The following is a 24,645-nucleotide window of genomic DNA, read 5'->3' as shown; positions in this document are numbered from 1 at the left end:
CCGGGTCACTCCGCGGATGCCGTGCCGCTCGCACCCCGGTCGATCCGCGGAGAGTCCCCACTCCCACCGACGCCAGGCGTGAACGCCCGCCCGATGCCCTTCAGCGCCTCGGTCAGTTCGCTCGGCACGACCCACAGCTTGTTCGAGGGCCCCTCGGCGAGCCGTGGCAGCATCTGGAGGTACTGGTAGCCGAGCAGCTTCGGGTCGGGGTCGCCCTTGTGGATGGCGTCGAAGACCATGAGGATCGCCTCGGCCTCGCCCTGCGCGCGCAGCACCGCCGCCTTCGCATCGCCCTCGGCGCGGAGGATCGCGGCCTGCCGCTCGCCCTCCGCGGTGAGGATCGCCGACTGCTTCGTGCCCTCGGCGGTGAGGATCTGCGCGCGGCGGTCGCGCTCGGCGCGCATCTGCTTCTCCATCGAGTCCTGGATGGAGTGCGGCGGGTCGATCGCCTTGAGCTCGACCCGGGAGACGCGGATGCCCCACTTGCCCGTCGCCTCGTCGAGCACGACCCGCAGCTGGCTGTTGATGTTGTCGCGGCTGGTGAGCGTCTCCTCGAGGTTGAGCCCGCCGACCACGTTGCGCAGCGTCGTGGTCGTGAGCTGCTCGACCGCGCTCAGGTAGTTGGCGATCTCATACGTCGCGGCGCGCGCGTCGGTCACCTGGAAGTAGACGACCGTGTCGATCGAGACCACCAGGTTGTCCTCGGTGATCACCGGCTGCGGCGCGAACGACACGACCTGCTCGCGCATGTCGACGAGGGGGCGCACACGGTCGATGAAGGGCACGAGGATGTTCAGGCCCGGGGAGAGCGTCTTGTGGTAGCGCCCGAGCCGTTCGACCACGCCCGCGTAGGCCTGCGGGATGATCCTGATCGACCTGACGAGCACGATCAGGACGAAGATCGCGATGGCGATCAGCAGCACGAGGATGAAGATCTGCACGACGAGTCCGTCGATGCCGCTCATGCGCGCGCTCCTCGATGGGGGTGGTACCGGGTCAGGTCCAGCATCGCGATCGCCCTCCGGAGGTCCGCTGATCCGAACCTATCACCGTGCTCTCCAGCCGGGGCCGTTCACCTCCCGGGTCGGAGCGATCAGGCGCTCGCTCAGAACGTGAGCAGCACCGTGATGGCGCACGGCCTCGGCGTAGGGGCGCGCCGGATGGCGAGGCTCAGCGGTCGAGCTGCATCCGCTCCCACGTGAACGCGATCGCGCCGCCGAACACCGCCGGCACGACGAGGACGCCGAGGAGCGCGGGCCACGGCACGCTCGGCGGGTCGATCGCCCACAGCGCGGGTGCGACGAGCGGCACCCACGCGCCGACGCCGAGCACGGCGCAGACCTGCGCCACGATGAGGAGCACGATGGTGGCCGCGATGCCGGCGAGGATGCTCCGCGCGAGGCTCGCGATCCAGCCCGCCGGCACGGCGAGCAGCGCGGTCAGGATCGTCAGCAGCGGGATACGAGCGAGCTCGACCGCGCCATCCGGATCGCTGGAGGACAGCCCCGACGCCACGCCGATCGCCGCGAGCAGGGCCGTGAGCGCCACCGCCACGACGGCGGCCCAGGCGAGGAAGACGACGAGCTTGCCGAGCGCGATCGCCGAGCGGCGCACCGGCAGGGCGAACAGCCCGGGCACGGTGCCGTCGGCGAACTCGCGGCCGTAGAGCCAGGCGATGAGGATGCCGCATGCGCCGAAGCCGCCCGCGGCGAGGATCTGCGCCGCCGTGCCGACGACGAGCGCCCACCCGTCGGCCTCGGCGAGCGGCCCCAGCCGCGCGAGCACGCGCTCGTCGCCCGCCGCGGCCGCGGCGAGCAGGCCGACCGTCAGCGCGGCGAGGCCGATCGCGAGGATCCCGGTCGTCCAGGGGAGCACCCGCGACGCGACGGCCTTGCGCGCCTCGACGGCCACCGCGATGCCGAGGGCGCTCATGCCGCGCTCCGGCTGACGTCGTCGGCGTGCACGAGCGCGAAGAACGCCCGCTCGAGGTCGGTGGTGGCGGGGTCGAGCGTGCCGATAAGCCTGCCGTCGTTCATGACGCTGATGCGATCGGCGACGCGGGCCACCTCGTCGAGGTGGTGGCTCGAGACGAGCACGCCCGCTCCGGCGGCGGCGCGACGCACGATGGCCTCGCGGAGGAGGATCACGCCGGCGGGGTCGAGTGCGTTCGTGGGTTCGTCGAGGACGATCAGCGCGGGGTCGTGCTGGACTGCGGCAGCCAGCCCGAGCCGCTGCCGATTGCCGAGCGAGAGGCGGCGCGCGCGGACGCGGGCGTACCGGGCGAGGTCGAGCTCCTCGATCGCGGCCTCGGCCATCGTCGCGGATTCGGAGCGCGAGGCGCCGTGCAGGCGGGCGGCGAGGCGCAGGTTGCCGCGGACGTCGAGCTCGCCGTACGCGAGGGCCTGCTCGACGAGGTGCCCGACGCGCGCCCAGGCGGCAGGCGCGAGCTGGTCGATCCCGACGCCGTCGATGCGGACCTCGCCGCGGTCGGGGCGCAGCATCCCGAGCATGAGGCGCATGAGCGTCGTCTTGCCGGCGCCGTTGAGTCCCACGAGCGCGTGGATCTGCCCGGGCGCGATCGCGAGATCGACGCCGTGGACGCCCGCGCCGCCGCGGAACACCCGGCCGACGCCGCGGAGCTCGACGCGCGGCTCAGTCATCGCGAGCCTCCTCCGTGCGCGATGCACTGATCGTCTCCGGCGGGTCGACGACGTCGAGCGCGCGCTCGATCGACGCCCCGAGCCCGGCCGAGCCATCCTCGGCCCAGGCGAAGAGACCGGCCACGAGCGCGGCCAGTACCGCGGCCGCGGCGATGCGCGCGTCGTGCTCGGTCGCCCCGTCGGCGACGAGCTGGCCGATGATCGCCCGCTCGGTGTTGCCCGTCGACCTCCACGTCGCCCCGCGGAGCGACGGCGTCGTCGCGGCGATGCGCACGCGCCGGCGGATGATCGGCTGCTCGGGTTCGGGCACCGCCCGCCAGGCCTCCCGCACGCCGCGGACGGCGCGAACGAAGGGCGGGAGGCCATGGGGCTGCTCGCCGATCGCGGCGATGAGCAGGGGGTCATACGGGTCGTCGAGAAGCAGGGCCTCCTTCGCGGGGAAGTACCGGAAGAACGTCATCTCGGTTACGCCGGCGGCGCTGGCGATCTGGGCGACCGTCGTCGCGTCGTAGCCCTGCTGCTCGAACAGCTCGAGGCCGCTCTCGACGAGGCGTGCGAGCGTGCGCTCGCGCTTGGTCGGCGCCTCGGTGGTCATGGCAAAATGTTAGTCGCTCACATTATGCGTGGCAAGACTTTCCTCACGGACGGAGGAGCAAGAACAGGCCGGATGCCAGCGTGAGGAGGAGCACGATCCGCTCGAACCAGACGGGGGAGATGCGGCGCGCGAGCCGCCACCCGACGAGCGCCCCCACGAGCAGCGCCGGCACGAGCACGAGGTTCAGCAGCAGCGACTGCGGCGTCATGAGTCCGAGGCCGAGCGAGAACGGCACCTTGAACGCGTTCACCACCAGGAAGAACCAGGCGGCCGTGCCGAGCACCGCCTGCACCGGCAGGCGGGATGCGACGAAGTAGAGCGACATCACGGGCCCGGCGGCGTTCGCGACCATCGTCGTGAACCCGCCGAGCGGGCCGAACACGTGGGCGAGTGCCGGCGGCAATGGTCTCGGCACCGCATCCTCGCGGCGCCGCCGCAGCTTGAGCGACACGTTCAGTACGACGAGGAGGACGAGGACGGCGCCGATCATGCGGCGCACCGCCGCGTCATCCGCGAACCACAGCGCCATGACGCCGAGCAGCACGCCGACCACGACCGACGGGACGAGCCGGCGGAGGATCTTCCAGTCGGCATGCGCGTGGTACAGGCGCACCGCGATGAGGTCGCCCACGAGCAGGAGGCCGAGGACGGCGCCCGTCGACGCCCTCGCGGGGAGTACGGTCGCGAAGATCGCGGCCGGCACCGGGCCGAACGCGGGCATGCCGCTCTTCGAGAGGCCGACGGCGCAGGCGGCCAGCGCGAGCAACAGCCACTCGAGGGGGGTGAACATCGGCACCCCCACATCCTCGTACGCGGCGGCGGTCGGGCCGAACGCCGCTACCCCGATGCGTCGTCGGATGTCACGGCGCGCGGCGGGGGGGGGGGGGGGGCGGGCCACCCCGGGGTCTCGCCGTGCCACACCGGCGGAAAAAGCCGGCCGGCCACGCTTTCGTCTACGGGCGTTGCTAGACGAAAACCCTCCTTTCCCCCCACCCAACGGGTGGGCCCCCCCCCCCCCCCCCACCGCCCCCCCCCCCCCCCCCCCCCCCCCCCCCCTTCTCCCGCCCCCCCCCCCCCCCCCCCCCCCCCGCCCCCCTCGGCCCACTTCGGCGTCTCGCCGTACCGCATCGGCGGCACGAGCCGGCCGGCCGCGCTGTCGTCGATGAGCTGCGCGAGCCGACGCTCGCGCGTCGCCTCCTGTTTGGCCGACAGCACCCAATGCACGACCTGCCGACGGTACGTCGGCGTCGCGGCCGCCCAGAACGCCGACGCCGCAGCGTCGGCCGCGAGCCTCGCCGCAGACGGAGGCGGCAGCTCCTGGGGCGGATTCTCGAACGAGTACACGCCGGACCGGTCTTCGCGCCGCCGCTCGAACGCGGCCACGCCGGACGGATGCATGCGCCCCTCGGCGGTGAGTCGCTCGACCAGCGCGATGTTGACCGCCGACCAGTTGCTGCCGGGCTTGCGCGGGGTCCACCGCTGCCGCCGCGCCTCGTCGTCGATGCGCTGCGAGACGGAGTCGATCCAGCCGAAGCAGAGCGCCTCGGGCACCGCCTGCTCCCACGTCAGCCCGCGGTCGGGCGCGTGCTTCTTGTTCAGGCCCATCCACAGCTCGGTGGCGGTCGCGTGGTTGGCCTCGAGCCAGGCCCGGAACTCCTCGGGGCCGGAGAAGAACAGCGCCGGCCGCTCGGGAGTGCCGCCCGGCGTGCCGATCGTCTCGGTCATGGCACGAGTATGCCGCCGACCGCCGACACGGCCGGGTTCAGTCCGCCGCCGACGCGCGCTGCGCGACGACGGCCGCGGCGATGCGCGAGATGAGCGCGTCGGGCAGCTCGGCCGAGTGCGGGAACGTCACGGAGTCCTTGCCCGAGCGGCGCGGCCCGACCTCGGACTCGAGCGGCTCGGGAAGCGGCGGGACCGGGTAGATGCCGATGTGCTTCTTCCACCCGGCGAAGTGCAGTGCGTAGCGGCCCCCGAGCATCACCGCGGCGATGCCGTAGCGCATCTTCTGCTCCGCATTCGGCACCTCCGCGAGGATCGCGTCGCGTGTGCGTCGCAGGCGGTCGGCGATGTCGTCGGGGAAGGATGCGATGTACTCGTCGACGGTCTGCGGCGCCGCGGCCGGGCCATCCGGTGTCGCTGACATGGATGCGCCGGGGCGATCAGGGCAGCTCGAACGCGGTGTCGCCGAGGGCGATCGTCGCGACGGCGAGCACGAGGCCGGCCCCGACGACGAGCGCGGCCATGCCGAGCATGAGCGCCGTCCCGAGGAGGGTCCACTTCGATTCGCGCCCTACTGGCGTGACCTCGGGCGAGGGGCGGTTGAGGGTCATCGTCGGTCCTCCGTCTCGGCGGCGATCGGTCGCGCTCCGATTGTCGCAGACGCGGATGGACCTCGGTGGGTCCCCGCGGTCGTCGGCGACCGGGTCGGTAGAAGTGAGGACTGTTCGCTTCCGCGCCACGCGAGTAGGACTGACGACGGGGTGTGCTTCGATGTCGAGTCTGCTCGAGCGACGGGACGTGGGGGACGAGGCGGTCCCCGTCCTCGAGCCGACCCAGGAGGTCTGCCTGCTCGACGGCCCCTGCGTCATGGAGGACGGCCGGCGCCTGACGGTGCCGGAGGGAAGCGAGCGGCTCCTCGTCTACGTGGCGCTCCGCAACGGACGCGCGGTGAGCCGCCCCAAGATCGCGGGCACCCTGTGGCCCTCGGTGACGGAGGGGCGCGCGGCCGGCAACCTCCGGACGGCCCTCTGGCGGCTCAGGTCCGCCGGCATCGGGGTCCTCGATTCCGATCGGCACACCCTCTCGCTGCGGTTCGGCACCGAGATCGACGTCGCGCGGGTCGAGCAGTGGGCCGCGCGCCTCGTCGAGGGCACCGCCGACTACGACGACCTCTCGATGCGTCGGTTCCACCCCGCGGCCATCGAACTGCTGCCGGGATGGTACGACGACTGGGTCGTGTTCGAGCGCGAGCGCATCCGGCAGCGGCTCCTGCACGCCCTCGAGGCGCTCAGCCGTCACCTCGCCGACCAGTGCAGGTTCGGCGAGGCGATCGAGGCCGCGATGACGGCCATCGAGATCGATCCCCTGCGGGAGAGCGCCCAGCGGGCGCTGATCGTGATCCACCTCTCCGAGGGCAACCTCGCCGAGGCCCGGCGCGCGTACCGGCAGTACGCGCACGTCCTGCAGGCCGAACTCCATGTGGCGCCGAGCGCCGACCTGACCGGCCTCGTCCTCTCCTGGAGCGGATGACCCACGCGGAGCGGCCGGCGAACCGGTCGCTACTGGATCTCCTGGTCGGGCGGGCCGATGTCGACGCCCTCCTCGAGGTCGACCGACTGCACGCCGGGCACGGCGTCGAGCGCCGCGACATCCTGCACCGAGCCGGTCACGGTGCCGACGCTCGAGAGGACCCGGTCGACGCGCATGCCCCGTTCCCGCAGCGCCTCGGCGACCTCGTCGATCGCGTCGAGGTGGGCGTCGTCGACCGAGACGGTCACCCGGGTCCAGGCCATGGCCGGATGGTACTCCCGCTCGTCGTCGCGCTCATCGCGCCGTTCGTCGTGCATCGGATCGTCACGGTGCGAGGACCAGCCCGGAGCCGACGTCCAGCGACGGCGCGAGCAGCCGCCGGCCGTTCTGCGTCAGCAGCGACCAGAGCTCGTTGCCGCGGTATCCGGTCGCCTCGGCCCACAATGCGGCGAGGCCGGAGACGTGCGGGGTCGCCATGCTCGTGCCGCTGATCGAGCGGTACCGGGTCGGCATCGGCCACGACGAGTACACCTGATAGCCCGGTCCGGCGACGTCGACCTGCCCGCCGTTCGCGTCGGCCAGGGTGCGCGCCGAGAAGAACGCGACATCCAGCTGCTGGTTCAGCGCCCCGACGGAGACGATGTAGGGGCTGTTGGCCGGCGCGCCCACGAAGCCGAACTTGAGGTCGGTGCGCATGGCGTTGTTGCCCGCCGCGGCGACGATCAGGCTGCCCTTGTCGAGCGCGCGACGTCCGGCCGCCGTGTAGGGCGGATGCACGCGCGGAACATCGGCGCCGAGCGACATCGAGATCACCTGGCAGCCCTGCGCGATCGCCCAGTCGATCCCCGCGAGGATCCCGCCGTCAGAACCCGACCCGCCGTTGCTCAGCACCTTGCCCGCGAAGATCGCGGACCCGTAGGCCACGCCGTATCGCGGCCCCGAACCCGGCGCCTTCGGCCCGCAGGCCGTGCCGATGCAGTGCGTCCCGTGGCCGTGGCCGTCGTCCGGCGACTCGTTGGGCACGAAGGACTGCGTCGTCACCGCCCGGCCCACGAAGTCGGGATGCGAGGAGTCGAACCCCGTGTCGAGCACCGCGACCGAGATCCCCTGGCCCGAGAACGTGGACAGCTGCGCCTTCGTCGCCTGGATGCCCCACGTGAAGTCGGTCGAGTCGCGGAAGAACTGCACCCCGGGGCTGTCCGCCCCGCCCGGTGCCGCCGCCGGCGGCGCGGAGGTCACGCCGAGGCGCCCGGCGAGGTCGTTGACGCCGTCGGCGTAGCCGCGCACGTAGTCGTTCTCACGCACGTGGTGGATGAGCTCCGGGGAGACCGACAGCACGGTCGGCGGCCCTTCGAGCGTGGACTCGAGTGCGCCGAGCTGACCGGGTTCGGCGCTGACGACCGCGATGCCGAGTTCCTCGAACACCGTGTCCGTGGAGGCGACCGCGCTCTCCTCGCCCGCGAGCTCGCGCGAGCTCACGACCTCGGTCAGCCCGGCATCCTCGAGGATGCTCGCCGGGTCGGCGCCCTCGGCGAACACGATGATGAACCGGCCCGTCGTCTCCGGCGGCGTCGGAAGGGTCGGCCCCTCGGGTGAGATCCCGAGCTGGGACGAGGGCCCTGAGTCGATCATGGGGATGCTCCTTCCGCTGGTGTGCCTCCACGGGGCGTGGAACCGGCCTGGCGCTTCCAGTCAAGCGCGCGGGCGTCACCCCCGCGTCACGGCGGGTGACTCCGCGGTGACGCCGCCGTGACACCGGGCGGCGTACCGTCGCGGCCGTCGCAATTCGCCGCGGGCGAGGTGGAGATCCGCGTCTCGGGCCCGGGCCCTAGGACCGGACGTCGTGCGGGCGGTCGGGCGTACGCTGGGGGGACACGCCCGATCGTCCGACGGGAGGCGTCATGGTCCAGGTCCGAGTGCTCGGGGTCGCGCTCGATGCGTCGGGGCAGCACATCATCCTGCTGAAGCCGCTCGGCGAGTCGGCCAGCGAGGGGCGCGTGCTGCCGATCTGGATCGGGGCGCAGGAGGCCACGTCCATCCTCATCGCCATCCAGGGCGAGCAGCCGCCACGGCCGCTGTCGCACGACCTCATGAAGATGCTGCTCGATGCGGTCGGCTCGCAGATCGAGCGCGTCGAGGTGACGCGCATCGAGGATGGCACGTTCTACGCCGAGCTCTCGATCCGCACGCCGACCGGGCCGTACACGATCGACGCGCGCCCGTCCGACTCGGTCGCGCTCGCCTCGCGGACCGGGGCGCCGCTGTTCGTGGCCGACGAGGTGCTGGAGGAGGCCGGCATCCCCGCCGAGATGGTCGAACCGCATGAGGAGTCCGACGAGGAGAAGCTCGACGAGTTCAAGCGCTTCCTCGACGACGTCGACCCGGAGGACTTCCAGGGCTGACGGTGGACACACCCGACTCTCCGCCGACCCGAGCACCGCGACATCCGGAAGGATCGACCACGTGAGCTGGATCTGGGTGGTGGCGGGTGTCGCCCTCATCGCGCTCGGGCTCAACGAGGTCTTCCACACCCTGCTGCATCCCACCGGCCGCGGGCGCTTCTCGAACCTGGCGGCGAGGACGACGTGGGGCCTCTCGTCCCGGCTCGGCCGACGTGGACGCACCGTGGCCGGACCCCTCGCCGCCGTCGCCGTCGTCACCGTCTGGGCGGTGCTCCAGATCGCCGGATGGACGCTCGTGTACCTGCCGTTCGTCCCCGACGGGTTCGCGTACAGCCCCGAGATCGCACCCGAGGGCTACCCGCCGATCGTCGAGGCCTTCTACTTCTCGGTCGTCAGCATGTCGACCCTCGGGCTCGGCGACGCCTACCCGATCGACCCGTGGCTGCGCGTGTTCGCACCGCTGCAGGCGCTCATCGGGTTCGCGCTGCTGACCGCCGCGGTCGCGTGGTTCCTCGAGCTCTACCCGGGCCTCGGCCGGCGCCGCGCGCTCGCCCTGCGGATCGCGCTCATCCAGCAGGCCGACACCGCGGGGCACCTGCTCAACATGGAGTCGGCGACCTCCAGCGGCCTGCTCGACTCGGTGACCGCCGACCTGGCGCAGGCACGTGTCGACCTGTGGCAGAACTCCGAGTCGTACTACTTCACCGAGGACGACCCCGAGGCGTCGATCGCCGCCCAGTTGCCGTACGCGCTCCATCTCGCGCGGCTCGCGCGCCGCTCGTCCGACCGGACCGTGCGCAACAGCGGCCAGATGCTCGAGGAGGCGATCGACGACTTCGCGGGCGTCCTCCGCAACCGGTTCATCCCGCGCGGCGACGACACCGAGGCGATCCTGCGCGAGTACGCGCGACAGCACCGGCAGCGGCCGGTCACGGATGGATCGACGGAGTCGCCCGCAGCGTGATCGTGTGGCTCGGCGGCATCCGCTGACGGCCGGTCGACGGCAGAATGGCCGACATGGATGCCGCGATGCCCGCCCTGACCGAGATGCCCGCGCCGCAGTTCGTGATGTCGGCCGAGGGGTTCCGCATCGCCACCTACTCGTGGGGCGACGAGGATTCGCCGACGGTGCTGTGCGTGCACGGGTTCGCCTCGAGCTGCCGCGACAACTGGGTGAGCACCGGGTGGGTGCGCGACCTCACGCGCGCCGGATTCCGCGTGCTCGGCGTCGACCAGCGCGGGCACGGCCTGAGCGACAAGCCGCACGATCCGCTCGCGTACGGCATGGACGCGCTCGTCGCCGACCTCGTCACCGTGCTCGACACGTACCTGCTCGGCAGCGTGCTCTACACCGGCTACTCGCTCGGCGCGCGCGTCGGGTGGCAGGTCGCGGTCCAGGTGCCCGACCACGTCGAGCGGGCGGTGCTCGGCGGCATCCCCGACGGTCGGCCGCTCGCGCGGCTGCAGATCGAGCAGGCGCGCGCGTACGCGGAGCACGGCACCCCGGTCGAGGACAAGGTGACCTGGAACTACTGCACGCTCGCCGAGCGCGTGCCCGGCAACGACCTCCGGGCCCTCGTCGCGCTCGCCGAGGGCATGCGGCTCGGCGACGCCGACCCGGACCCGTCGAATCCGCCGCTGCAGGAGATCCTCTTCGCGACCGGCTCGGAGGATGCCATCCTGGAGCGGTCGAAGCTGCTGGCGGAGGCCACGCCCAACGGCTCGTTCGTCGAGCTGCCCGACCGCCACCACTTCAACGCGCCGGGCTCACGCGTGTTCCGCCGGGCCGCGCTGGAGTTCCTCGGTCAGGCTGTCGGCGGCTCCTGACCGCTGCACGGCCGTCGCGCGCCCGCGCCGCTTAGGCCGCTGCGTTCAGGATCGCCATCATGCGGCGGGCGATCGTGCGATCGAGGTCGTCGGGCACCGGCTGCGCGCCGGGCGCGAGCTCGGCCGCGCGCGTCGCCACGCGCTCGAGCGAGAGCGACTGCAGCAGGAAGCCGAGGTCCATCGACTCGAGCGAGTTCCCCTTCGGCTCGGCGCCCGCGAGGTTGAACATGCGGCCCTCGGCGAGCAGCACCACGTGCCGTCCGCTCGGCAGGTCGAACCGGTCGAGCGCGTCGACGATGCGCGCGTGGCCGATCGCGTTGGCGCGCAGGGCGGGCACGTCGATCTCCCACGGCACGTGGCCGATGTTGCCGATGATCGCGCCGTCCCGCATCCGCTCGATCAGGTCGTAGGCGAGCACGCCGGGGCGGCCGGTCGCGGTGATGAACACGTCGCCCCATTCGGCGAAGTCGTCGCCGGTGCCGACACGGAACCCGTCGAGGGTCGCCTCGAACGCCTTGAGCTCGTCGACGTCGACGACGGCCACTTTGCCGCCGAGGGCGCGCAGGTAGTGCGCGACGCCGCGTCCGCACCATCCGTACCCGAAGACCACGAACCGGCGGCCGGGCACCATCGCGTTCGTGAGGCGCATGAAGCTCTCGACCGCGGATTGGCCGACCGCGTGCTTGTTCTCGCCGATCGCCTTGAGCAGGCTGTCGTTGATCACGATGATGGGGAACGGCACGCGGCCGTGCAGCTCGCCGCGCAGCCGGTCGCCGCCGCTCGTCGTCTCCTCGGTGCCGCCGATGATCCGGTCGCCGAGCCCCCGTTCGACGATGCCGGCCACGAGGTCGCCGCCGTTGTCGAGCAGGATGTCGGGACCCGCGTCGAGCACCGTCGCGACGTTCCGCTCGTGCTGCTCGATGGGGTCGGACCGCCGCCCGACGATCGTGATGCCGGGCAGCGTGTTGAGGTAGGCGACCACGTCGTCCTGCGTCGAGCCGAAGTTGCCCGTGCCGACGAGCTCGGCACCGCCGGCCGCGAGGGTCTCGACGAGCACGGCCGTCTTGGGTTCGACGTGCAGGGACATGCCGATGCGGCGGCCCGCGAAGGGCCTGGTCGCGGCGAACTCGCGACGGACCTCGGCGAGCAGGCCCATGCGGGATCGGATCCAGTCGACGCGGGCGGCGCCGGTGCTGACGAGGTCGGTGTGTGCCATCCGTGCACTCTAGCCTCGGCGTCGAATCCCGGGTTTGGACGGGTCGACCCGCAGAAACGCGTGACTCGCGGCATGGGGCGTGGCGGGGTGGCCGGGGTCGCGGCGAATCCCGGGTTTCCGCGGGTGAACCCGCACGAACACGGGATTCGGCGCACGGGGGTGGGTCGATCCGCAGCCCTCAGCGAGGCGTCGTCGACGCCCGCTCGACGAGCGTGGCGCGCAGCTCGGGCGCGACCGTCGGCGCGGGGCGACCCTCGACCGCGCTCAGCGCGAGTTCGGCGAAGAATCGGCCGAGCCCCGCGGTGTCGACGCGGATCGTCGACAGGGTCGGCTCGAACATCGCCGCGAGTGGAGTGTCGTCGTGGCCGATCACGGAGAGGTCGCCGGGTATCGCGAGTCCCATCCGCAGGGCCGCGCCGACGATGGCGCCGGCGACGTCGTCGTTGTACGCGGCGATGGCGGTGACGCCCTTCTCGCGCCAGTCGGCGAGTGCGGCGCTCGCCGAGACATCCGTCAGCTCGATGTCGGCGGTGGGAAGCGTGCCCAGCCCGAGCGCCTCCGCGGTCTCGTCGGCCGCCCGTCGACGCAGTCGCACGAGGTCGGCGACCCGCGGGTCGGCCGAGCCGGCGAAGGCGATGGCGCGGTGGCCGAGATCGTGCAGGTGCCGCACCTGCAGCACGGGTCCTTCCTCGGTCCATTCCTCGGCGGTCGGTTGGTCGGGGTCGGGAATGATGCGCGTGACGCCGGCGGCGCGGATGGACTCTGGCCGACCCGTCGCCCACGGCGTCATCGACATCACGAGGTCGGGCTCGAGCGACTCCCACAGGGGGCGCGCCTGGCCGGTCGGGTGCGGCGTGTACGTGATGAGCGCGTACCCGGCCTCGTCGAGCGCGAGCGAGGCCTCTTCGATGTTGCGCCGCAGGTTGAAGTCGAGCGGCCAGTCGGGGAGTACGAGCAGCACGATGTGCGTCCGCCCGCTCGCGAGCGCACGGGCGGCGATGTGCGGGCGGTAGCCGAGGCGCTTCGCCTCGTCGAGCACGCGGGTGCGCGTGGCCTCGGAGATGGTCTGACCGGGCGTGTCGTTAAGCACGAACCCGACGGTGGCGCGCGAGATGCCGAGCGAACGGGCGATGTCGGACGCCGTCACTCGTCGCGTGGTCGTCGCCTGCGGCATCGGCTCACCCCTCTTCGCGGCACTACTTGCGCGCGCTAGTTACCCAATGTAGCATCGCTGTCGTCCGCTAGCACGCGCTAGTGAGTGAGTCGAGCGGACACCAGCACAGCCCGCATCCATACGACAACGGAGTCCCGATGAACCCGACCGACCGCGACGACGAGCCGATCGTCACCCCGGTGCCGTCCCCGCTGCCCACCGCGACCGTCGACCCCGAAGTCATCGCCGAAGCACACGACGCGCCCGTTCCCGAGCTGCCCAAGGTGAGCGCCCGCTACATCTGGTTCATGGTCCTGGCGCAGTTCGGCGTCTTCATGGCCTTCATCACCCCGCTCGCGATCTCGCTGTCGATCCGGCTCAACGAGCTCGCGCCCGGTCGCGAGGAGCTGCTGGGGTACATCACCGGTGCGGGTGCCCTCTTCGTCATGCTCACCGCGCCGTTCATGGGCGTCTGGAGCGACCGCACCCGCACCCGGCTGGGTCGCCGCCGCCCGTTCATGATCGGCGGCATGTTCGTCGGCGTCCTCTCGCTCGTCGTCATGGCCCTCGCGCCGAACGTGTTCGTGCTCGGCCTCGGCTGGGTGCTCGCGCAGTGGGGCTGGGGTACGGTGCTCGGCAACCTGCAGAACTCGACGGCCGACCGGCTGCCCGAGGAACAGCGTGGCAAGGTCGCCGGGCTCACCGGCTTCGCCACGCAGGTCGCGCCCGTCTTCGGCGTCATCCTCACCGTCGGCTTCACGGGCGACGCGCTGCTGCTGTTCCTCATCCCCGGTGTGGTCGGCGTCGTGCTCGTCACGCTCTTCGTCACGCTCGTGCACGAGGACGACAGCCGCGGGCTGCCCAAGGATGCGCTGACCGTCGGCGGCCTGCTGCGCAAGTACGTCTACGACCCGCGCCGCTACCCCGACTTCTCGTGGAACTGGCTCGGCCGCTTCCTGTTCTACTTCGGCCTCACGCTCAACACCACGTTCACGGCCTTCTTCTTCGCGAACCGCCTCGGCGTCGAGGTCACCGAGGTCGCCGGCATCATCGCCACCCTCGGCGGCGTCGGGGTGCTCGCCGTGACCGCGGGCGCACTCGGCGGCGGGTTCCTCTCCGACCGGTTCCATCGCCGCAAGGTCTTCGTCGTCAGTGGTGGTGCACTCATGGCCGCCGGCATGGTGCTCATGGCGCTGTCGTCCGACCTGCCGCTGCTCATCGCCGGGTCGCTCATCGTCTCGACGGGCATCGGCATGTTCTCGGCGGTCGACCAGGCGCTGCTGCTCGACGTGCTGCCCGAGAAGGCCACCGACGCCGGCCGGTTCATGGGCATCACAGGCTTCGCCACCTCGATCCCGCAGTCCGCGGGCCCGCTCGTCGCCTCCGCGATCCTGCTCGTGGGGGTCACGGGTGGCGACAAGAACTACTCGCTCCTCTTCATCGTCGCGGCGGCCCTCGTGCTCGCCGGCGGCCTGGTCATCCTCCGCATCCGCTCGGTGCGCTGAGCCGGCCGCGACCTCCGACATCCGCACCCCACCGAAGGAACCCCTCGTGAGCATCACCATCACCCCCGTCCGCTTCGAGCACCACCGCGACGCGCTCGGCATCGGCGAACCCGAGCCCCGCCTCAGCTGGATCGTCGAGTCGGCGCCCGGCGGGTGGCGTCAGGCGCGCTACGAGGTCGAGTCGAGGGCGACGGATGGCGCGGCGCCGGCCTCGCACGCCGTCGACAGCCCCGATTCGGTGCTCGTGCCGTGGCCGTTCGCGCCGCTGGCTTCCCGCGAGCGGCGCGAGGTGCGGGTCCGGGTGATCGGCGAGGGCGGCGCCGCGTCGGAGTGGAGCGGATGGGCCCCGGTCGAGGCCGGCTTGCTCCAGCCATCGGACTGGCACGCGAGGATGGTCGGCCCGAACCCCGCGGGCGCGCTCGCGGGGGAGCGCTCGCCGCTCGTGCGCGGCATCGCCGACCTCGACGACGTGCCCATCGCTCGAGCGCGTCTCTACGCCACCGCCCACGGGCTGGTCGAACTCGAGATCAACGGCGCGCGCGTCGGCGACCACGAGCTCACGCCCGGATGGACCGCCTACGAGTCGCGCCTGCGGTACGCCACGTTCGACGTGACCGGCCTGCTGCGCCCGGGTCGCAACGTGGTCGGCGCGTGGCTCGGCGACGGCTGGTGGCGCGGACGCCTCGGCTGGGACGGCGGCAGCGCCCTCTACGGGGATCGCCTCGGCGTGCTCGCCCAGCTCGAGGTCGACTACGCCGACGGGCGGCGGCAGGTCGTGGCATCCGGCACCGACTGGAAGATCGGCGGGAGCGCGATCCGGGCCGCCGACCTGTACGACGGCGAGGAGTTCGACGCGCGCCGCTACGTTCCCGCTTGGTCGACGACCGATTTCGACGACGCTGGATGGGAGGCCGCCGCGGCTCAGGACCGCGACCCCGCGACCCTCGTCGCACCCGACGGTCCGCCGGTGCGCGTCACCGAGACGCTCCCCGTACGCGAGGTGCTCACGAGCCCGTCCGGAAAGCTGATCGTCGACTTCGGGCAGAACCTCGTCGGTCGGCTGCGCGTCACCGTGACCGGCACCGCGGGCGAGACCATCACGCTCCGCCACGCCGAGGTGCTCGAGCACGGAGAGCTGGCGGTCGAACCCCTGCGATCCGCGAAGCAGACCGACCGGTACGTCCTGCGCGGCGACGGCGAGGAGACGTGGGCGCCGAGGTTCACGTTCCACGGCTTCCGATACGCCGAGATCGACGGCTGGCCGGGTGCGTTCGAACCCTCTGCGGTGATCGCCGAGGTGCTGCACTCCGACATGGACCGCACCGGCCGGTTCGCGGCATCCGAACCGCTCGTCGACCGACTCCACGAGAACGTCGTCTGGGGCATGCGCGGGAACTTCGTCGACGTTCCCACGGACTGCCCGCAGCGCGATGAGCGCCTGGGGTGGACCGGCGACCTGCAGGTGTTCGCACCGACCGCGTCGTATCTCTACGACAGCGCCGGCTTCCTCGTGTCATGGCTGCGGGACCTCGAAGCGGAGCAGCGGCGACTGGGGGGCGTGCCGATGGTCGTGCCCGCAGCGACCCCCGGTGCGGCTTCACCGCAGGCCGGCTGGGCGGATGCCGCGACCGTCGTGCCGTGGACCATCTACGAGCGCCGCGGAGATCTCGAGGTACTGCGCCGGCAGTTCGACAGCATGGCCGCGTGGGTCGACCAGGTCGCCGGGCTCGCCGGCGAGGACCGGCTCTGGACCGGCGGCCACCAGTTCGGCGATTGGCTCGACCCGACCGCCCCGCCCGAGCGTCCCGACGCGACCATGACGTTCACCGAGATCGTCGCGACGGCGTACTTCGCCAGGTCCGCCCGAATCGTCGCGAACGCCGCGGCGTTGCTCGGTCGCGACGACGACGCCGAGCGCTACGGGCGCCTCGCCGACGAGGTGCGCGACGCGTTCCACCGCGAGTACGTATCGGGCTCCGGGAGGCTCCTCTCCGACTCGGTCACGTCCTATGCGCTCGCGCTCCAGTTCGACCTGCTCGACGGCGCCGACGAGCGGCGCCGCGCCGCGGATCGGCTCGCGGCGCTGGTGCGCGAACACGGCTACAGGATCGCCACCGGCTTCCTCGGCACCCCGCTCGTGACCGACGCGCTCAGCCGGAACGGACACGCCGATGCGGCATACAAGCTGCTGCTGCAGACGCAGAACCCGTCGTGGCTCTACTCCGTCAAGAACGGCGCCACCACCATCTGGGAGCGATGGGACTCGCTCCTTCCCGACGGTTCGGTCAACCCCAGCGGCATGACCTCGTTCAACCACTACGCCTTCGGGTCGGTCGCCGACTGGATGCATCGCGTGGTCGCCGGCCTCGCCCCCGCCGCTCCCGGATATCGCCGCCTCCGCATCGCGCCGCAGCCGCCGAAGCGCGGGCTCACCAGTGCGACGACGTCGCTCGAGACCCCGTACGGCCGCGCGGCCTCCGGATGGCAATGGGACGACGGGCGGCTGACCGTGCGGGTGACCGTGCCGGTCGGCGCGGAGGCCGACGTCGTGCTGCCGTCGGGTGCGCAGCACCCGGGCCTCGGCCACGGCGAGTACGAGTGGACCGAGCCGTTCGACATGGACCCGATCGAACTGCCGGTGTTCACCGTCGACTCGCGTCTCGCCGACCTGATCGAGAGCGAGGAGGCCATGCGCGTCATCACGGGCGTCGTGGTGAAGCACATCCCGGCGGCCGCCAACCATATGCAGGCGGGCCTTCGCGGTCAGGACGAGGTGACGCCCCGGCAGATCGCGGTCATGCTCCCCGACCCTGACGGAGTGCTCGCCGACTTCGAACGCGGCCTCGCCGCGGTGTCCGCGGGCGATCCGATCCCGGCCGACGTGCTCACGGCCCCGGAGCCCGCCGACGAGGCGGCGGCCGCCGACGCCGACCTCGCCGAGCAGGCCGCGCTGCTGAGCGGCGCGAGCTTCTGGGCGACGCGCGAGGGACGCGGCATCCGCTCGCTCACCCTCGTCGACGGACCGCACGGCATCCGCCGGCAGCGCGAGGGCGAGGATCACCTCGGCCTCAACGCGAGCGTGCCGGCGACGTGCTTCCCGCCCGGGGTCGCGCTCGGCTCGAGCTGGGACCCCTCGCTCGCCCGCGAGATCGGCGAGGCCATCGGCCGCGAGGCCCGCGCGCTCGGCGTCGACGTCGTGCTCGGGCCGGGCATCAACATCAAGCGCTCTCCGCTCGGAGGGCGTACGTTCGAGTACCTCTCGGAGGATCCGCGCCTGACCGGCGTGCTCGCCACCGAGTGGGTGCGCGGCCTGCAGTCGACCGGGGTCGGCGCCTCGCTCAAGCACTTCGCCGTGAACAGCCAGGAGACAGATCGCATGCGCGTGAGCGCCGAGGTCGACGAGCGCACCCTGCGCGAGATCTACCTGCCTGCGTTCGAGCGCGTCGTGAAGGACGCCGCGCCCGCGACGGTCATGAGCGCGTACAACGCCATCAACGGCGTGTTCTCATCGGAGAACCGGTGGCTGCTCACCGAGCTGCTGCGCGACGAGTGGGGGTTCGACGGCCTCGTCGTCTCGGACTGGGGCGCGATCAAGGACCGCGTCGAGGCGCTCGCCGCCGGGCTCGACCTCGAGATGCCGACCTCTGGTGACGAGGGAACGGAGGCGATCCTCGCCGCGGTCCGCGACGGGCGGCTCGACCGATCCCTCGTCGAGGCGAGCGTCGAACGGTTGCGGCGTCTGGCCGAGCGGACGACATCGGATGACGCCGGCACGCCGGCCCCGTTCGACGTCGACGACCACCACGCGCTCGCCCGCCGGGCGGCGGCGGCGTCGGTGGTGCTGCTCCGCAACGAGGATGCCACGCTCCCGCTGCGCGCCGGCCAGCGCGTCGCCGTGATCGGCGAGCTCGCGGTCGACCCGCAGTACCAGGGCGGCGGCAGCTCCCACGTGAACGCCACCCGCGTCGACCTGCCGCTCGATGAGCTCCGGCGCGCGCTCGGCGAGGAGCAGGTCGACTACGCGGCCGGGTACGCGCGTGGAGCCGACGGCGAGACCGCCGTCGCGATGCTCGCCGAGGCGCGCGCCGCCGCGGAATCCGCCGACGTCGCCGTCGTGTTCGCGGGGCTGTACGAGATCGACCAATCGGAGGGCTTCGACCGCGAGCACCTCGATCTGCCCGCGGCCCAGGTCGCCGCGATCCGAGCGGTCGCCGCCGTCGCGAAGCGCACGGTCGTGGTGCTGTCCAACGGCGGCGTGGTCTCGCTCGAGCCCTGGCACGACGAGGTCGACGCGATCGTCGAGGGCTGGGCGCTCGGCCAAGCGGTCGGCGGCGCGCTCGCCGACGTGCTCACCGGCGCGGTGAACCCGTCGGGACGGCTCGCCGAGACGATCCCGCTCGCGCTCGCCGACACCCCGGCGTACCTCAACTTCCCCGGTGAGCAGGAGGTCGTGCGGCACGGCGAAGGCGTGTTCGTCGGGTACCGCTACTACACGAGCGCCGACCGTGCGGTGCGGTACCCGTTCGGGCACGGCCTGAGCTACACCACCTTCGAGGTCGAGGCGTTCGAGGTCGAGGCGACCGGGCCCGACACCGCCGTTTCCCGTGTCATCGTGCGGAACACGGGCGACGTCACGGGCGCCGAGATCGTGCAGCTCTACGTCGCGCCCGCGCCGTCGGATGTCCGCCGCCCGGTCCGTGAACTGTGCGCGTTCGCGAAGGTCGAACTCGCCCCCGGCGAAGCGACCACGGTCGAGCTCGAACTCGAACGCCGCGCGTTCGCGCACTGGGATGCGCGCGGCTCACGCTGGTGGGTCGCCCCGGGCGCCTACCGCCTGGAGCTCGGCCGTTCGGCGAGCGACATCGTCGCGACGCGCGACCTCGCGCTCGAGGGCGACATCGACCGGCCCGCGGCGCTCAGCCTCGACTCGACGGTCAAGGAATGGTTCGGCCACCCCGTCGTCGGGCCCGCGCTCATGCAGGGAATGATGGCGAACGCGACGGCCGAGCAGCAGGCGGCCGCCGAGGCGAACGCGAACGCGCTGAGGATGGTCGAGTCGATGCCGATGGGGCAGTTCGCGCGGTTCCCCGGCGTCGACCTCGCCGACGACGTGCTCGAGCAGTTCATCGCGCTGAGCCTCGCCGCGGCCCAGCCGGAGCCGGTCGCGTGAGGCAGGTGCTCCTGACGGGCGCGTCAGGCAACTGGGGCCGCGCCACCTTGCGCGAACTCCGCGAGCGCGCCGACCGCATCCGCGTCATCGCGCTGGCGCTCCCGACCGAGCGCGACCGAGCGGCGCTCGCCGAGTTCCACGACATGCCGAACCTCGAGGTGGTCTGGGGCGACCTCACCGACGCGGTGACCGTCGCGGCGTGCGTCCAGCGCGTCGATGTCGTGCTGCATGTCGGCGCGGTGGTCTCGCCACTCGCCGACGAACGTCCGGAGCTCGCGCACCGCGTGAACGTCGGCAGCATCCGCAACATCGTCGAGGCGGTGCGTGCGCTGCCCGACCCGGGCTCGGTCGCGGTCGTCGGCGTCGGCTCGGTCGCGCAGACCGGCAGCCGCAATCCGCCGCACCACTGGGGACGCGTCGGCGACCCCATCCGCGTCTCGCAGTACGACGAGTACGGGCAGAGCAAGGTCGTCGCCGAGCGCATCCTGGTCGACTCCGGACTGCCCAGATGGGTGCAACTCCGGCAGACCGGCATCTTCCACCCCGGCATGCTCGAGATCCGGGACCCGATCATGACCCACTCGCCCTTCGGCGCGGTCATGGAGTGGGCGAGCGCCGACGACTCCGCGCGCCTGCTCGCGAACCTCTGCGAGGCCGACGTGCCCGACGAGCTCTGGGGCGGCGTGTACAACATCGGCGGCGGCGACGGATGGCGGCTCACCAACTGGGAGCTGCAGACCGCGATCGGGCGGGCGATGGGGGTGCGCGACATCCGCCGCTGGTACGACCGCGACTGGTTCGCCACCCGCAACTTCCACGGCCAGTGGTACGCCGACAGCGACCGGCTGGACGAGCTCGTGCCGTTCCGTCGCGACACGTTCGACGACGCGCTCGCCCGGGCCATCGCCGCGGCGCCCGCCTCGGTTCGCTCGGCCGGCCGCGTGCCGGCCTGGATCGTGAAGCACCTCGTCATGAAGCCGTTGACGCGCAAGCCGCGCGGCACCATGGCCGCGATCCGGCGCGGCGACCATGCCGAGATCGCGGCGCACTTCGGCTCGCGCGCCGAATGGGAGGCGATCGGCGATTGGTCGACGTTCGAGCCCCCGAGCCCATCGCGCATGCCGAGTCTGCTCGACCACGGGTACGACGAGTCGAAGTCCGCCGCGGAGTGGTCGGCGCTCGACTACCTGGAGGTCGCGGCGCACCGCGGCGGGCGGCTGCTCAGCACCGACGTCGTGCGCGGCGACGTTGCGACGCCGATCACGTGGGCGTGCGCATTCGGGCACGAGTTCAGTGCCAGCCCTCGGCTCGTGCTCACCGGGGGCCATTGGTGCCCGGTGTGCGTGACGGATGCCGCGGGGTATCCGGCGCAGGCCGAGCGGAACGCGTTCCTCGCGCAGGTCGTCGCGGCCTGAGACGAGTCACGGGTTCCTGCGGATGAACTCACACGAACACGGGATTCGTGGGCGAAGCCGCCCGGGGCGTTCAGCCCCCGGTCTGGAAGTACAGGTGCGTGTGCAGGCGGCATCGCTCGTTGAACCGCGCTCCGCACTCCGGGCACTCGGTCGCGCCGAGGTACGCCGTGATCGTGAGCTCGGCGCCGCACGCGCCGCAGAGCACCGCCTCGCGATCGCGCTCGGTCCGCGGCCACAGCTCCGCGGGGTGGTCGGCCGTCTCCGCATGGCAGAGGTGACAGGGGTAGTACTCGCCGCAGCACGCGAACCGGATCGCGACGATGTCGACCTCGGTGCGGTAATGCACGCATCGCGTCATCTCGTCGACCACCGGGCCCAGCACGCGAGGGCGCACGGGACGGATCGCGGGCTCGGTCATGCCGACCATCATCGCAGCGGATGGCACCCCCCGCGCCATCCGCCCCCTGACACCGGCTGCGCAGCGGCGTAGGGTGACGGCCATGGCCGACACGAGCATCCCGCCCGCCATCGCGGCATTCGTCGACAGCACGAACCGCGGCGACTCCGAGGCGTTCGTCGCCGCGTTCACCGAGGACGCCTACCTGAACGACTGGGGGCGCGAGTTCCACGGGCGCGAGGGCGTCGCGAGCTGGAACGACAGTGACAACATCGGCCGGCAGGCGCACTTCGACCTGCACGGCATCGTGCCGGGACGCAAGCCCGAGCAGTACCTGCTGACCGTGACGGTGACGGGCAACGGCTACAACGGTCCGGGCACGTTCACGTTCGACCTGCGCGACGGGCTCATCGCCCGGTTCCTCATCGCGTAGGGGCGGGCGCGCTGCGCACGTCGACATGGCCTCGGCGCACGAGCGGAGCGCGTCAGGCGCGCAGCACGAGGAGCGTCCCGAGGTAGGCGAGGTACGCCAGCACGAAGACGGCGCCCTCGACGCGCTGCATCCGCCGGCCGGTCAGGAAGGCGGGGATGCAGGCCACGGTCGCCGCGACCGTGAACGGCAGGTCGATCGTGACGAGACCGCGATCGAGCGTGACGCCGCCGGTCTGGACGATGCCGGTGACACCGAGGATGAACAGGACGTTGTAGACGCTGCTGCCGATGAGGTTGCCGACCGCGATGTCGCGTTCGCGCCGGATGGTCGCGACGATCGCGGTTACAACTCCGGCGCCGAGGTGCCGAGCGCCACGACGGTGAGCCCGATGACCGACAGCGGCACCCCCAGGACGGTCGCGACGCCGACTGCGCCGGTCACGAGCAGGTCGGCGCCGACCACGACGACCCCGATGCCGGCCACGAGCCAGACCGCGTCCCGCACGGCGAGGCCCTTCGCCGCGATCGTGCGCGTACGCGGCTCGCCGAACTCACGAGCGAACTCCGACCGGATGGCGATGCTCTCGCGGTGGGCGGCGTGGAGGACGACGACGGTGTAGGCCGCTCCGAGCCCGACCAGCACGAGGCCGTCGGTTCGCGAGAGCACGCCGTCGAGCGCGAGGACGAGCAGCACGACAGCGGCGCCGACCATCACCGGCAGGTCGAGGCGGATCACCCTCGAGCGCAGGGCGATCGGATGGATGAGCGCGACGACTCCGAGGATCAGGAGGAGGTTCAGCGTGTTCGTCCCGGCGATGTTGCCGACGGCCAGTGCGCCCGTTCCGGACAGTGCCGCATCGATGCCGACCGCGAACTCCGGTGCGGTGGTCCCGAGCGTGACGACGGTCACGCCGATCACCATGGGCGAGACCCCGAGTCGGGCGGCGAGGCTGGTGCCGCCGCGGACCAGCAGTTCGGCTCCGCCGACGAGGGCGACGAGCCCGGCGAGCACGAGCCAGGCCGACGTCATCCCGGACCGGTCACCGTCTCGCCGGGCACGTGCATACGGAGATTCTGCCAGTCGCGGGGATCGCCGTCGGAGGGGGTCGCGGCGCTCCGCCGACGCCCCGGAGGTTCCGGCGCGCTCACGGGAGCGACCGGTGCCGGGCGATGCGCCTCGCGCTGCTCGACCGGAAGCACGGGGGCCGTGCTCGCGCTGCGCGACCAGGGCCGCACGACGATCTCGTGCTGCGCCGCGTGCAGGCGATGCTCGAAGGGGAGGAGGTGCGCCTGCTGCGATCCGAGCGCGAGGGCTGACTGCGATGGGTGAGCGGCGACCGGGTGATCCGGAGCGCCGGGAGTCAGCAGACCCCCGGAGCTCCGGACCCGTCGCCCGAGTGGGCGGCGGGGTTCAGCGGCTCAGGCCGCCTCGGACGTGACGAAGGAAGCGCAGTCGCACTTCGCCCAGGCGCCGCCGGCGAAGATGTCCGTGCGGCAGGCACCGAGGTGCTCGGTGTCGTCGTGTCCGCACTGCCGGCATTCGGCGAGCTCGAGCAGGTTCATCTCGATCTCCGATCGTGGATAGCGGATGGACGCGTGGGGGCGCGCCATCCGGTCGCCGCGACATGACGTCGCGGACGGGGTGTTCATCTGGGGGGTGGGCCGCTGGGGGCGGCTCGGGTCTCCCCGCGGGTGACGGGGCGGGTGGGGCTGGCGCTGGGCACGAGACGTGCACCGGCGCTGAGGAAGGCTAACCGCCCCAGGCTGAAACGGTCAACCTCTTCCTCGACACGTGAAGAATACTCGGAGGTTCAGGATCGTCGCCGTGCGTCGCGAGTGCACGCGTGCAACCCCCTCCACGCCGAGGAGCTTCCGCCGTAGCTTGGGCTCGAACCGCGAGCAGAGGAGCCCCCATGCGCACCTACCAGGTCGGCTACTTCGTCGGCAGCCTGTCCTCCACGTCGATCAACCGCACGCTGTCGAAGGCGCTCATCCGCGTCGCGCCCGAACACCTCGAGTTCACCGAGATCCCCATCCGCGACCTGCCGCTGTACAGCCCCGACTACGACGACGACTACCCTCCGGAGGCGCTCGAGCTCAAGGAGGCGATCGGACGGTCCGACGCCGTGCTGTTCGTCACGCCCGAGTACAACCGCTCCATCCCGGGCGCACTGAAGAACGCGATCGACTGGGCGTCGCGGCCCTGGGGGCGCAACTCCTTCGACCACATCCCGGCGGCGGTGATCGGCGCATCGCCCGGATCCATCGGCACGGCGGTGGCGCAGCAGAGCCTCCGCGCCGTGCTGAGCTTCTGCAACGCCCGCCAGATGACGGCGCCCGAGGCGTACATCACGTTCTCGCCCGACGTCTTCCGCGAGGACGGTTCGATCGCGAACGAGAGCACCGAGGGCTTCCTCACCGAGTTCATGAACGAGTTCCGCGACCACATCCGGCGCGTGCTCGCCGTGCTGCCGCGCTCGTAGGCGCCCTTCGCGCGCTCCGGTCGTCGTGGGGGGGGGGGGGGGGGGGGGCACAACCGCCCCCCAAGGGGTTGTGTGGGGCCCCTCCGGAAGGGAGGAGAAAAAGGAAGGTGCTGGGTTCTCACACCCTGTTTAGGTTGG

The 24,645-nt window shown here is 72.0% G+C and carries 24 protein-coding genes and 1 pseudogene; 10 read left to right on the top strand and 15 right to left on the bottom strand.

Translation table 11 applies throughout. The annotated features are described in order from the left end of the window. Window positions 1-5: 5 nt before the first annotated feature. The 8 genes from ACZ4TW_RS12005 to ACZ4TW_RS11970 all read right to left on the bottom strand — a co-directional run bounded on the left by ACZ4TW_RS12005 (window position 6) and on the right by ACZ4TW_RS11970 (window position 5,588). Window positions 6-965, bottom strand: coding sequence for an SPFH domain-containing protein (locus ACZ4TW_RS12005; protein WP_465542951.1), 960 nt, complete (start codon window positions 963-965; stop codon window positions 6-8). A 205-nt stretch (window positions 966-1,170) separates the two neighbouring features. Further along, entirely contained in the window at window positions 1,171-1,932 is a 762-nt protein-coding gene (locus ACZ4TW_RS12000; RefSeq protein ID WP_465542950.1) for an ABC transporter permease, read from the bottom strand. Beyond that, entirely contained in the window at window positions 1,929-2,660 is a 732-nt protein-coding gene (locus ACZ4TW_RS11995) for an ABC transporter ATP-binding protein (RefSeq protein WP_465542949.1), read from the bottom strand. The genes ACZ4TW_RS12000 and ACZ4TW_RS11995 overlap by 4 nt, the downstream gene beginning before the upstream one ends. After that, window positions 2,653-3,255 (bottom strand): TetR family transcriptional regulator, encoded by a 603-nt coding sequence (locus ACZ4TW_RS11990; RefSeq protein ID WP_465542948.1) that lies wholly within the window; start codon window positions 3,253-3,255, stop codon window positions 2,653-2,655. The genes ACZ4TW_RS11995 and ACZ4TW_RS11990 overlap by 8 nt, the downstream gene beginning before the upstream one ends. 43 nt (window positions 3,256-3,298) lie before the next feature. Continuing rightward, on the bottom strand, window positions 3,299-4,045 hold the full coding sequence (locus tag ACZ4TW_RS11985) for a sulfite exporter TauE/SafE family protein (RefSeq protein WP_465543057.1): 747 nt from the start codon (window positions 4,043-4,045) through the stop codon (window positions 3,299-3,301). Between the two features lie 47 nt (window positions 4,046-4,092). Beyond that, window positions 4,093-4,980, bottom strand: coding sequence for a YdeI/OmpD-associated family protein (locus tag ACZ4TW_RS11980; protein WP_465542947.1), 888 nt, complete (start codon window positions 4,978-4,980; stop codon window positions 4,093-4,095). A gap of 37 nt (window positions 4,981-5,017) precedes the next feature. Then, window positions 5,018-5,401 (bottom strand): iron chaperone, encoded by a 384-nt coding sequence (locus tag ACZ4TW_RS11975; RefSeq protein ID WP_465542946.1) that lies wholly within the window; start codon window positions 5,399-5,401, stop codon window positions 5,018-5,020. 16 nt (window positions 5,402-5,417) lie between these two features. After that, complete coding sequence (locus ACZ4TW_RS11970; protein ID WP_465542945.1) at window positions 5,418-5,588, bottom strand: hypothetical protein; 171 nt, start codon at window positions 5,586-5,588, stop codon at window positions 5,418-5,420. A gap of 160 nt (window positions 5,589-5,748) precedes the next feature. On the opposite strand from ACZ4TW_RS11970, the gene ACZ4TW_RS11965 reads away from it, so the two are divergent. Then, entirely contained in the window at window positions 5,749-6,507 is a 759-nt protein-coding gene (locus ACZ4TW_RS11965; RefSeq protein ID WP_465542944.1) for an AfsR/SARP family transcriptional regulator, read from the top strand. Window positions 6,508-6,536: 29 nt separating this feature from the next. Here the strand turns inward: ACZ4TW_RS11965 and ACZ4TW_RS11960 are convergent, their stop codons facing one another. Next, window positions 6,537-6,770, bottom strand: a complete 234-nt coding sequence (locus ACZ4TW_RS11960; RefSeq protein ID WP_465542943.1) for a hypothetical protein — start codon at window positions 6,768-6,770, stop codon at window positions 6,537-6,539. Window positions 6,771-6,831: 61 nt separating this feature from the next. After that, window positions 6,832-8,139, bottom strand: coding sequence for a S8 family serine peptidase (locus ACZ4TW_RS11955; RefSeq protein ID WP_465542942.1), 1,308 nt, complete (start codon window positions 8,137-8,139; stop codon window positions 6,832-6,834). 269 nt (window positions 8,140-8,408) lie between these two features. Between ACZ4TW_RS11955 and ACZ4TW_RS11950 the strand changes: the two genes are divergently transcribed. From ACZ4TW_RS11950 to ACZ4TW_RS11940, 3 genes are all read left to right on the top strand, one after another. After that, window positions 8,409-8,909: a bifunctional nuclease family protein gene (locus ACZ4TW_RS11950; RefSeq protein ID WP_465542941.1), complete on the top strand. Its 501-nt coding sequence runs from the start codon at window positions 8,409-8,411 to the stop codon at window positions 8,907-8,909. Between the two features lie 61 nt (window positions 8,910-8,970). Beyond that, entirely contained in the window at window positions 8,971-9,873 is a 903-nt protein-coding gene (locus ACZ4TW_RS11945; protein WP_465542940.1) for a potassium channel family protein, read from the top strand. A 53-nt stretch (window positions 9,874-9,926) separates the two neighbouring features. Continuing rightward, window positions 9,927-10,736 (top strand): alpha/beta fold hydrolase, encoded by an 810-nt coding sequence (locus ACZ4TW_RS11940; protein WP_465542939.1) that lies wholly within the window; start codon window positions 9,927-9,929, stop codon window positions 10,734-10,736. A gap of 31 nt (window positions 10,737-10,767) precedes the next feature. On the opposite strand, the gene ACZ4TW_RS11935 is transcribed toward ACZ4TW_RS11940, so the two are convergent. Further along, complete coding sequence (locus tag ACZ4TW_RS11935) at window positions 10,768-11,952, bottom strand: adenosylhomocysteinase (RefSeq protein WP_465542938.1); 1,185 nt, start codon at window positions 11,950-11,952, stop codon at window positions 10,768-10,770. 178 nt (window positions 11,953-12,130) lie between these two features. Beyond that, window positions 12,131-13,126, bottom strand: coding sequence for a LacI family DNA-binding transcriptional regulator (locus ACZ4TW_RS11930; protein WP_465542937.1), 996 nt, complete (start codon window positions 13,124-13,126; stop codon window positions 12,131-12,133). Between the two features lie 137 nt (window positions 13,127-13,263). On the opposite strand from ACZ4TW_RS11930, the gene ACZ4TW_RS11925 reads away from it, so the two are divergent. The 3 genes from ACZ4TW_RS11925 to ACZ4TW_RS11915 are packed head-to-tail and all read left to right on the top strand — an operon-like array spanning window position 13,264 to window position 21,195. After that, entirely contained in the window at window positions 13,264-14,610 is a 1,347-nt protein-coding gene (locus ACZ4TW_RS11925; RefSeq protein WP_465542936.1) for an MFS transporter, read from the top strand. Window positions 14,611-14,656: 46 nt separating this feature from the next. Then, window positions 14,657-19,780 (top strand): family 78 glycoside hydrolase catalytic domain, encoded by a 5,124-nt coding sequence (locus ACZ4TW_RS11920; RefSeq protein ID WP_465542935.1) that lies wholly within the window; start codon window positions 14,657-14,659, stop codon window positions 19,778-19,780. After that, window positions 19,777-21,195 carry an NAD-dependent epimerase/dehydratase family protein gene (locus tag ACZ4TW_RS11915; protein WP_465542934.1) on the top strand — a complete coding sequence of 473 codons (1,419 nt, stop codon included), beginning with the start codon at window positions 19,777-19,779 and terminating at the stop codon, window positions 21,193-21,195. The genes ACZ4TW_RS11920 and ACZ4TW_RS11915 overlap by 4 nt, the downstream gene beginning before the upstream one ends. A 70-nt stretch (window positions 21,196-21,265) precedes the next feature. On the opposite strand, the gene ACZ4TW_RS11910 is transcribed toward ACZ4TW_RS11915, so the two are convergent. After that, window positions 21,266-21,613 (bottom strand): CHY zinc finger protein, encoded by a 348-nt coding sequence (locus tag ACZ4TW_RS11910; RefSeq protein WP_465542933.1) that lies wholly within the window; start codon window positions 21,611-21,613, stop codon window positions 21,266-21,268. 82 nt (window positions 21,614-21,695) lie between these two features. On the opposite strand from ACZ4TW_RS11910, the gene ACZ4TW_RS11905 reads away from it, so the two are divergent. Continuing rightward, the gene (locus ACZ4TW_RS11905; protein ID WP_465542932.1) at window positions 21,696-22,025 is read left to right on the top strand and encodes a nuclear transport factor 2 family protein; all 330 of its coding nucleotides are present in this window, start codon (window positions 21,696-21,698) and stop codon (window positions 22,023-22,025) included. A gap of 52 nt (window positions 22,026-22,077) precedes the next feature. On the opposite strand, the pseudogene ACZ4TW_RS11900 reads toward ACZ4TW_RS11905, so the two are convergent. Then, a pseudogene (locus tag ACZ4TW_RS11900) lies at window positions 22,078-23,054 on the bottom strand (calcium/sodium antiporter). A 140-nt stretch (window positions 23,055-23,194) separates the two neighbouring features. Here ACZ4TW_RS11900 and ACZ4TW_RS11895 point away from each other — a divergent pair. Beyond that, window positions 23,195-23,341 (top strand): hypothetical protein, encoded by a 147-nt coding sequence (locus ACZ4TW_RS11895; RefSeq protein ID WP_465542931.1) that lies wholly within the window; start codon window positions 23,195-23,197, stop codon window positions 23,339-23,341. Between the two features lie 102 nt (window positions 23,342-23,443). On the opposite strand, the gene ACZ4TW_RS11890 is transcribed toward ACZ4TW_RS11895, so the two are convergent. After that, window positions 23,444-23,587, bottom strand: coding sequence for a hypothetical protein (locus ACZ4TW_RS11890; protein ID WP_465542930.1), 144 nt, complete (start codon window positions 23,585-23,587; stop codon window positions 23,444-23,446). 350 nt (window positions 23,588-23,937) lie between these two features. Here ACZ4TW_RS11890 and ACZ4TW_RS11885 point away from each other — a divergent pair, with 350 nt between their 5' ends. Continuing rightward, window positions 23,938-24,507, top strand: a complete 570-nt coding sequence (locus ACZ4TW_RS11885; protein WP_465542929.1) for an NADPH-dependent FMN reductase — start codon at window positions 23,938-23,940, stop codon at window positions 24,505-24,507. Window positions 24,508-24,645: the final 138 nt, after the last annotated feature.

Source organism: Agromyces sp. NPDC029043 (assembly GCF_055564615.1).
The sequence above is the reverse complement of the archived record's forward strand: the minus strand, read 5'-3'. Positions and strand labels throughout refer to the sequence as shown.

What these genes read in the sequence shown, in the direction of transcription:
- ACZ4TW_RS12005 (WP_465542951.1), bottom strand. Translation starts at nt 965, where the DNA reads ATGAGCGGCATCGACGGACTCGTCGTGCAGATCTTCATCCTCGTGCTG.
- ACZ4TW_RS11905 (WP_465542932.1), top strand. Translation starts at nt 21,696, where the DNA reads ATGGCCGACACGAGCATCCCGCCCGCCATCGCGGCATTCGTCGACAGC.
- ACZ4TW_RS11955 (WP_465542942.1), bottom strand. Translation starts at nt 8,139, where the DNA reads ATGATCGACTCAGGGCCCTCGTCCCAGCTCGGGATCTCACCCGAGGGG.
- ACZ4TW_RS12000 (WP_465542950.1), bottom strand. Translation starts at nt 1,932, where the DNA reads ATGAGCGCCCTCGGCATCGCGGTGGCCGTCGAGGCGCGCAAGGCCGTC.
- ACZ4TW_RS11935 (WP_465542938.1), bottom strand. Translation starts at nt 11,952, where the DNA reads ATGGCACACACCGACCTCGTCAGCACCGGCGCCGCCCGCGTCGACTGG.
- ACZ4TW_RS11960 (WP_465542943.1), bottom strand. Translation starts at nt 6,770, where the DNA reads ATGGCCTGGACCCGGGTGACCGTCTCGGTCGACGACGCCCACCTCGAC.
- ACZ4TW_RS11995 (WP_465542949.1), bottom strand. Translation starts at nt 2,660, where the DNA reads ATGACTGAGCCGCGCGTCGAGCTCCGCGGCGTCGGCCGGGTGTTCCGC.
- ACZ4TW_RS11895 (WP_465542931.1), top strand. Translation starts at nt 23,195, where the DNA reads ATGCGCCTCGCGCTGCTCGACCGGAAGCACGGGGGCCGTGCTCGCGCT.
- ACZ4TW_RS11990 (WP_465542948.1), bottom strand. Translation starts at nt 3,255, where the DNA reads ATGACCACCGAGGCGCCGACCAAGCGCGAGCGCACGCTCGCACGCCTC.
- ACZ4TW_RS11965 (WP_465542944.1), top strand. Translation starts at nt 5,749, where the DNA reads ATGTCGAGTCTGCTCGAGCGACGGGACGTGGGGGACGAGGCGGTCCCC.
- ACZ4TW_RS11985 (WP_465543057.1), bottom strand. Translation starts at nt 4,045, where the DNA reads ATGTTCACCCCCCTCGAGTGGCTGTTGCTCGCGCTGGCCGCCTGCGCC.
- ACZ4TW_RS11940 (WP_465542939.1), top strand. Translation starts at nt 9,927, where the DNA reads ATGGATGCCGCGATGCCCGCCCTGACCGAGATGCCCGCGCCGCAGTTC.
- ACZ4TW_RS11910 (WP_465542933.1), bottom strand. Translation starts at nt 21,613, where the DNA reads ATGACCGAGCCCGCGATCCGTCCCGTGCGCCCTCGCGTGCTGGGCCCG.
- ACZ4TW_RS11925 (WP_465542936.1), top strand. Translation starts at nt 13,264, where the DNA reads ATGAACCCGACCGACCGCGACGACGAGCCGATCGTCACCCCGGTGCCG.
- ACZ4TW_RS11980 (WP_465542947.1), bottom strand. Translation starts at nt 4,980, where the DNA reads ATGACCGAGACGATCGGCACGCCGGGCGGCACTCCCGAGCGGCCGGCG.
- ACZ4TW_RS11970 (WP_465542945.1), bottom strand. Translation starts at nt 5,588, where the DNA reads ATGACCCTCAACCGCCCCTCGCCCGAGGTCACGCCAGTAGGGCGCGAA.
- ACZ4TW_RS11975 (WP_465542946.1), bottom strand. Translation starts at nt 5,401, where the DNA reads ATGTCAGCGACACCGGATGGCCCGGCCGCGGCGCCGCAGACCGTCGAC.
- ACZ4TW_RS11885 (WP_465542929.1), top strand. Translation starts at nt 23,938, where the DNA reads ATGCGCACCTACCAGGTCGGCTACTTCGTCGGCAGCCTGTCCTCCACG.
- ACZ4TW_RS11890 (WP_465542930.1), bottom strand. Translation starts at nt 23,587, where the DNA reads ATGAACCTGCTCGAGCTCGCCGAATGCCGGCAGTGCGGACACGACGAC.
- ACZ4TW_RS11930 (WP_465542937.1), bottom strand. Translation starts at nt 13,126, where the DNA reads ATGCCGCAGGCGACGACCACGCGACGAGTGACGGCGTCCGACATCGCC.
- ACZ4TW_RS11950 (WP_465542941.1), top strand. Translation starts at nt 8,409, where the DNA reads ATGGTCCAGGTCCGAGTGCTCGGGGTCGCGCTCGATGCGTCGGGGCAG.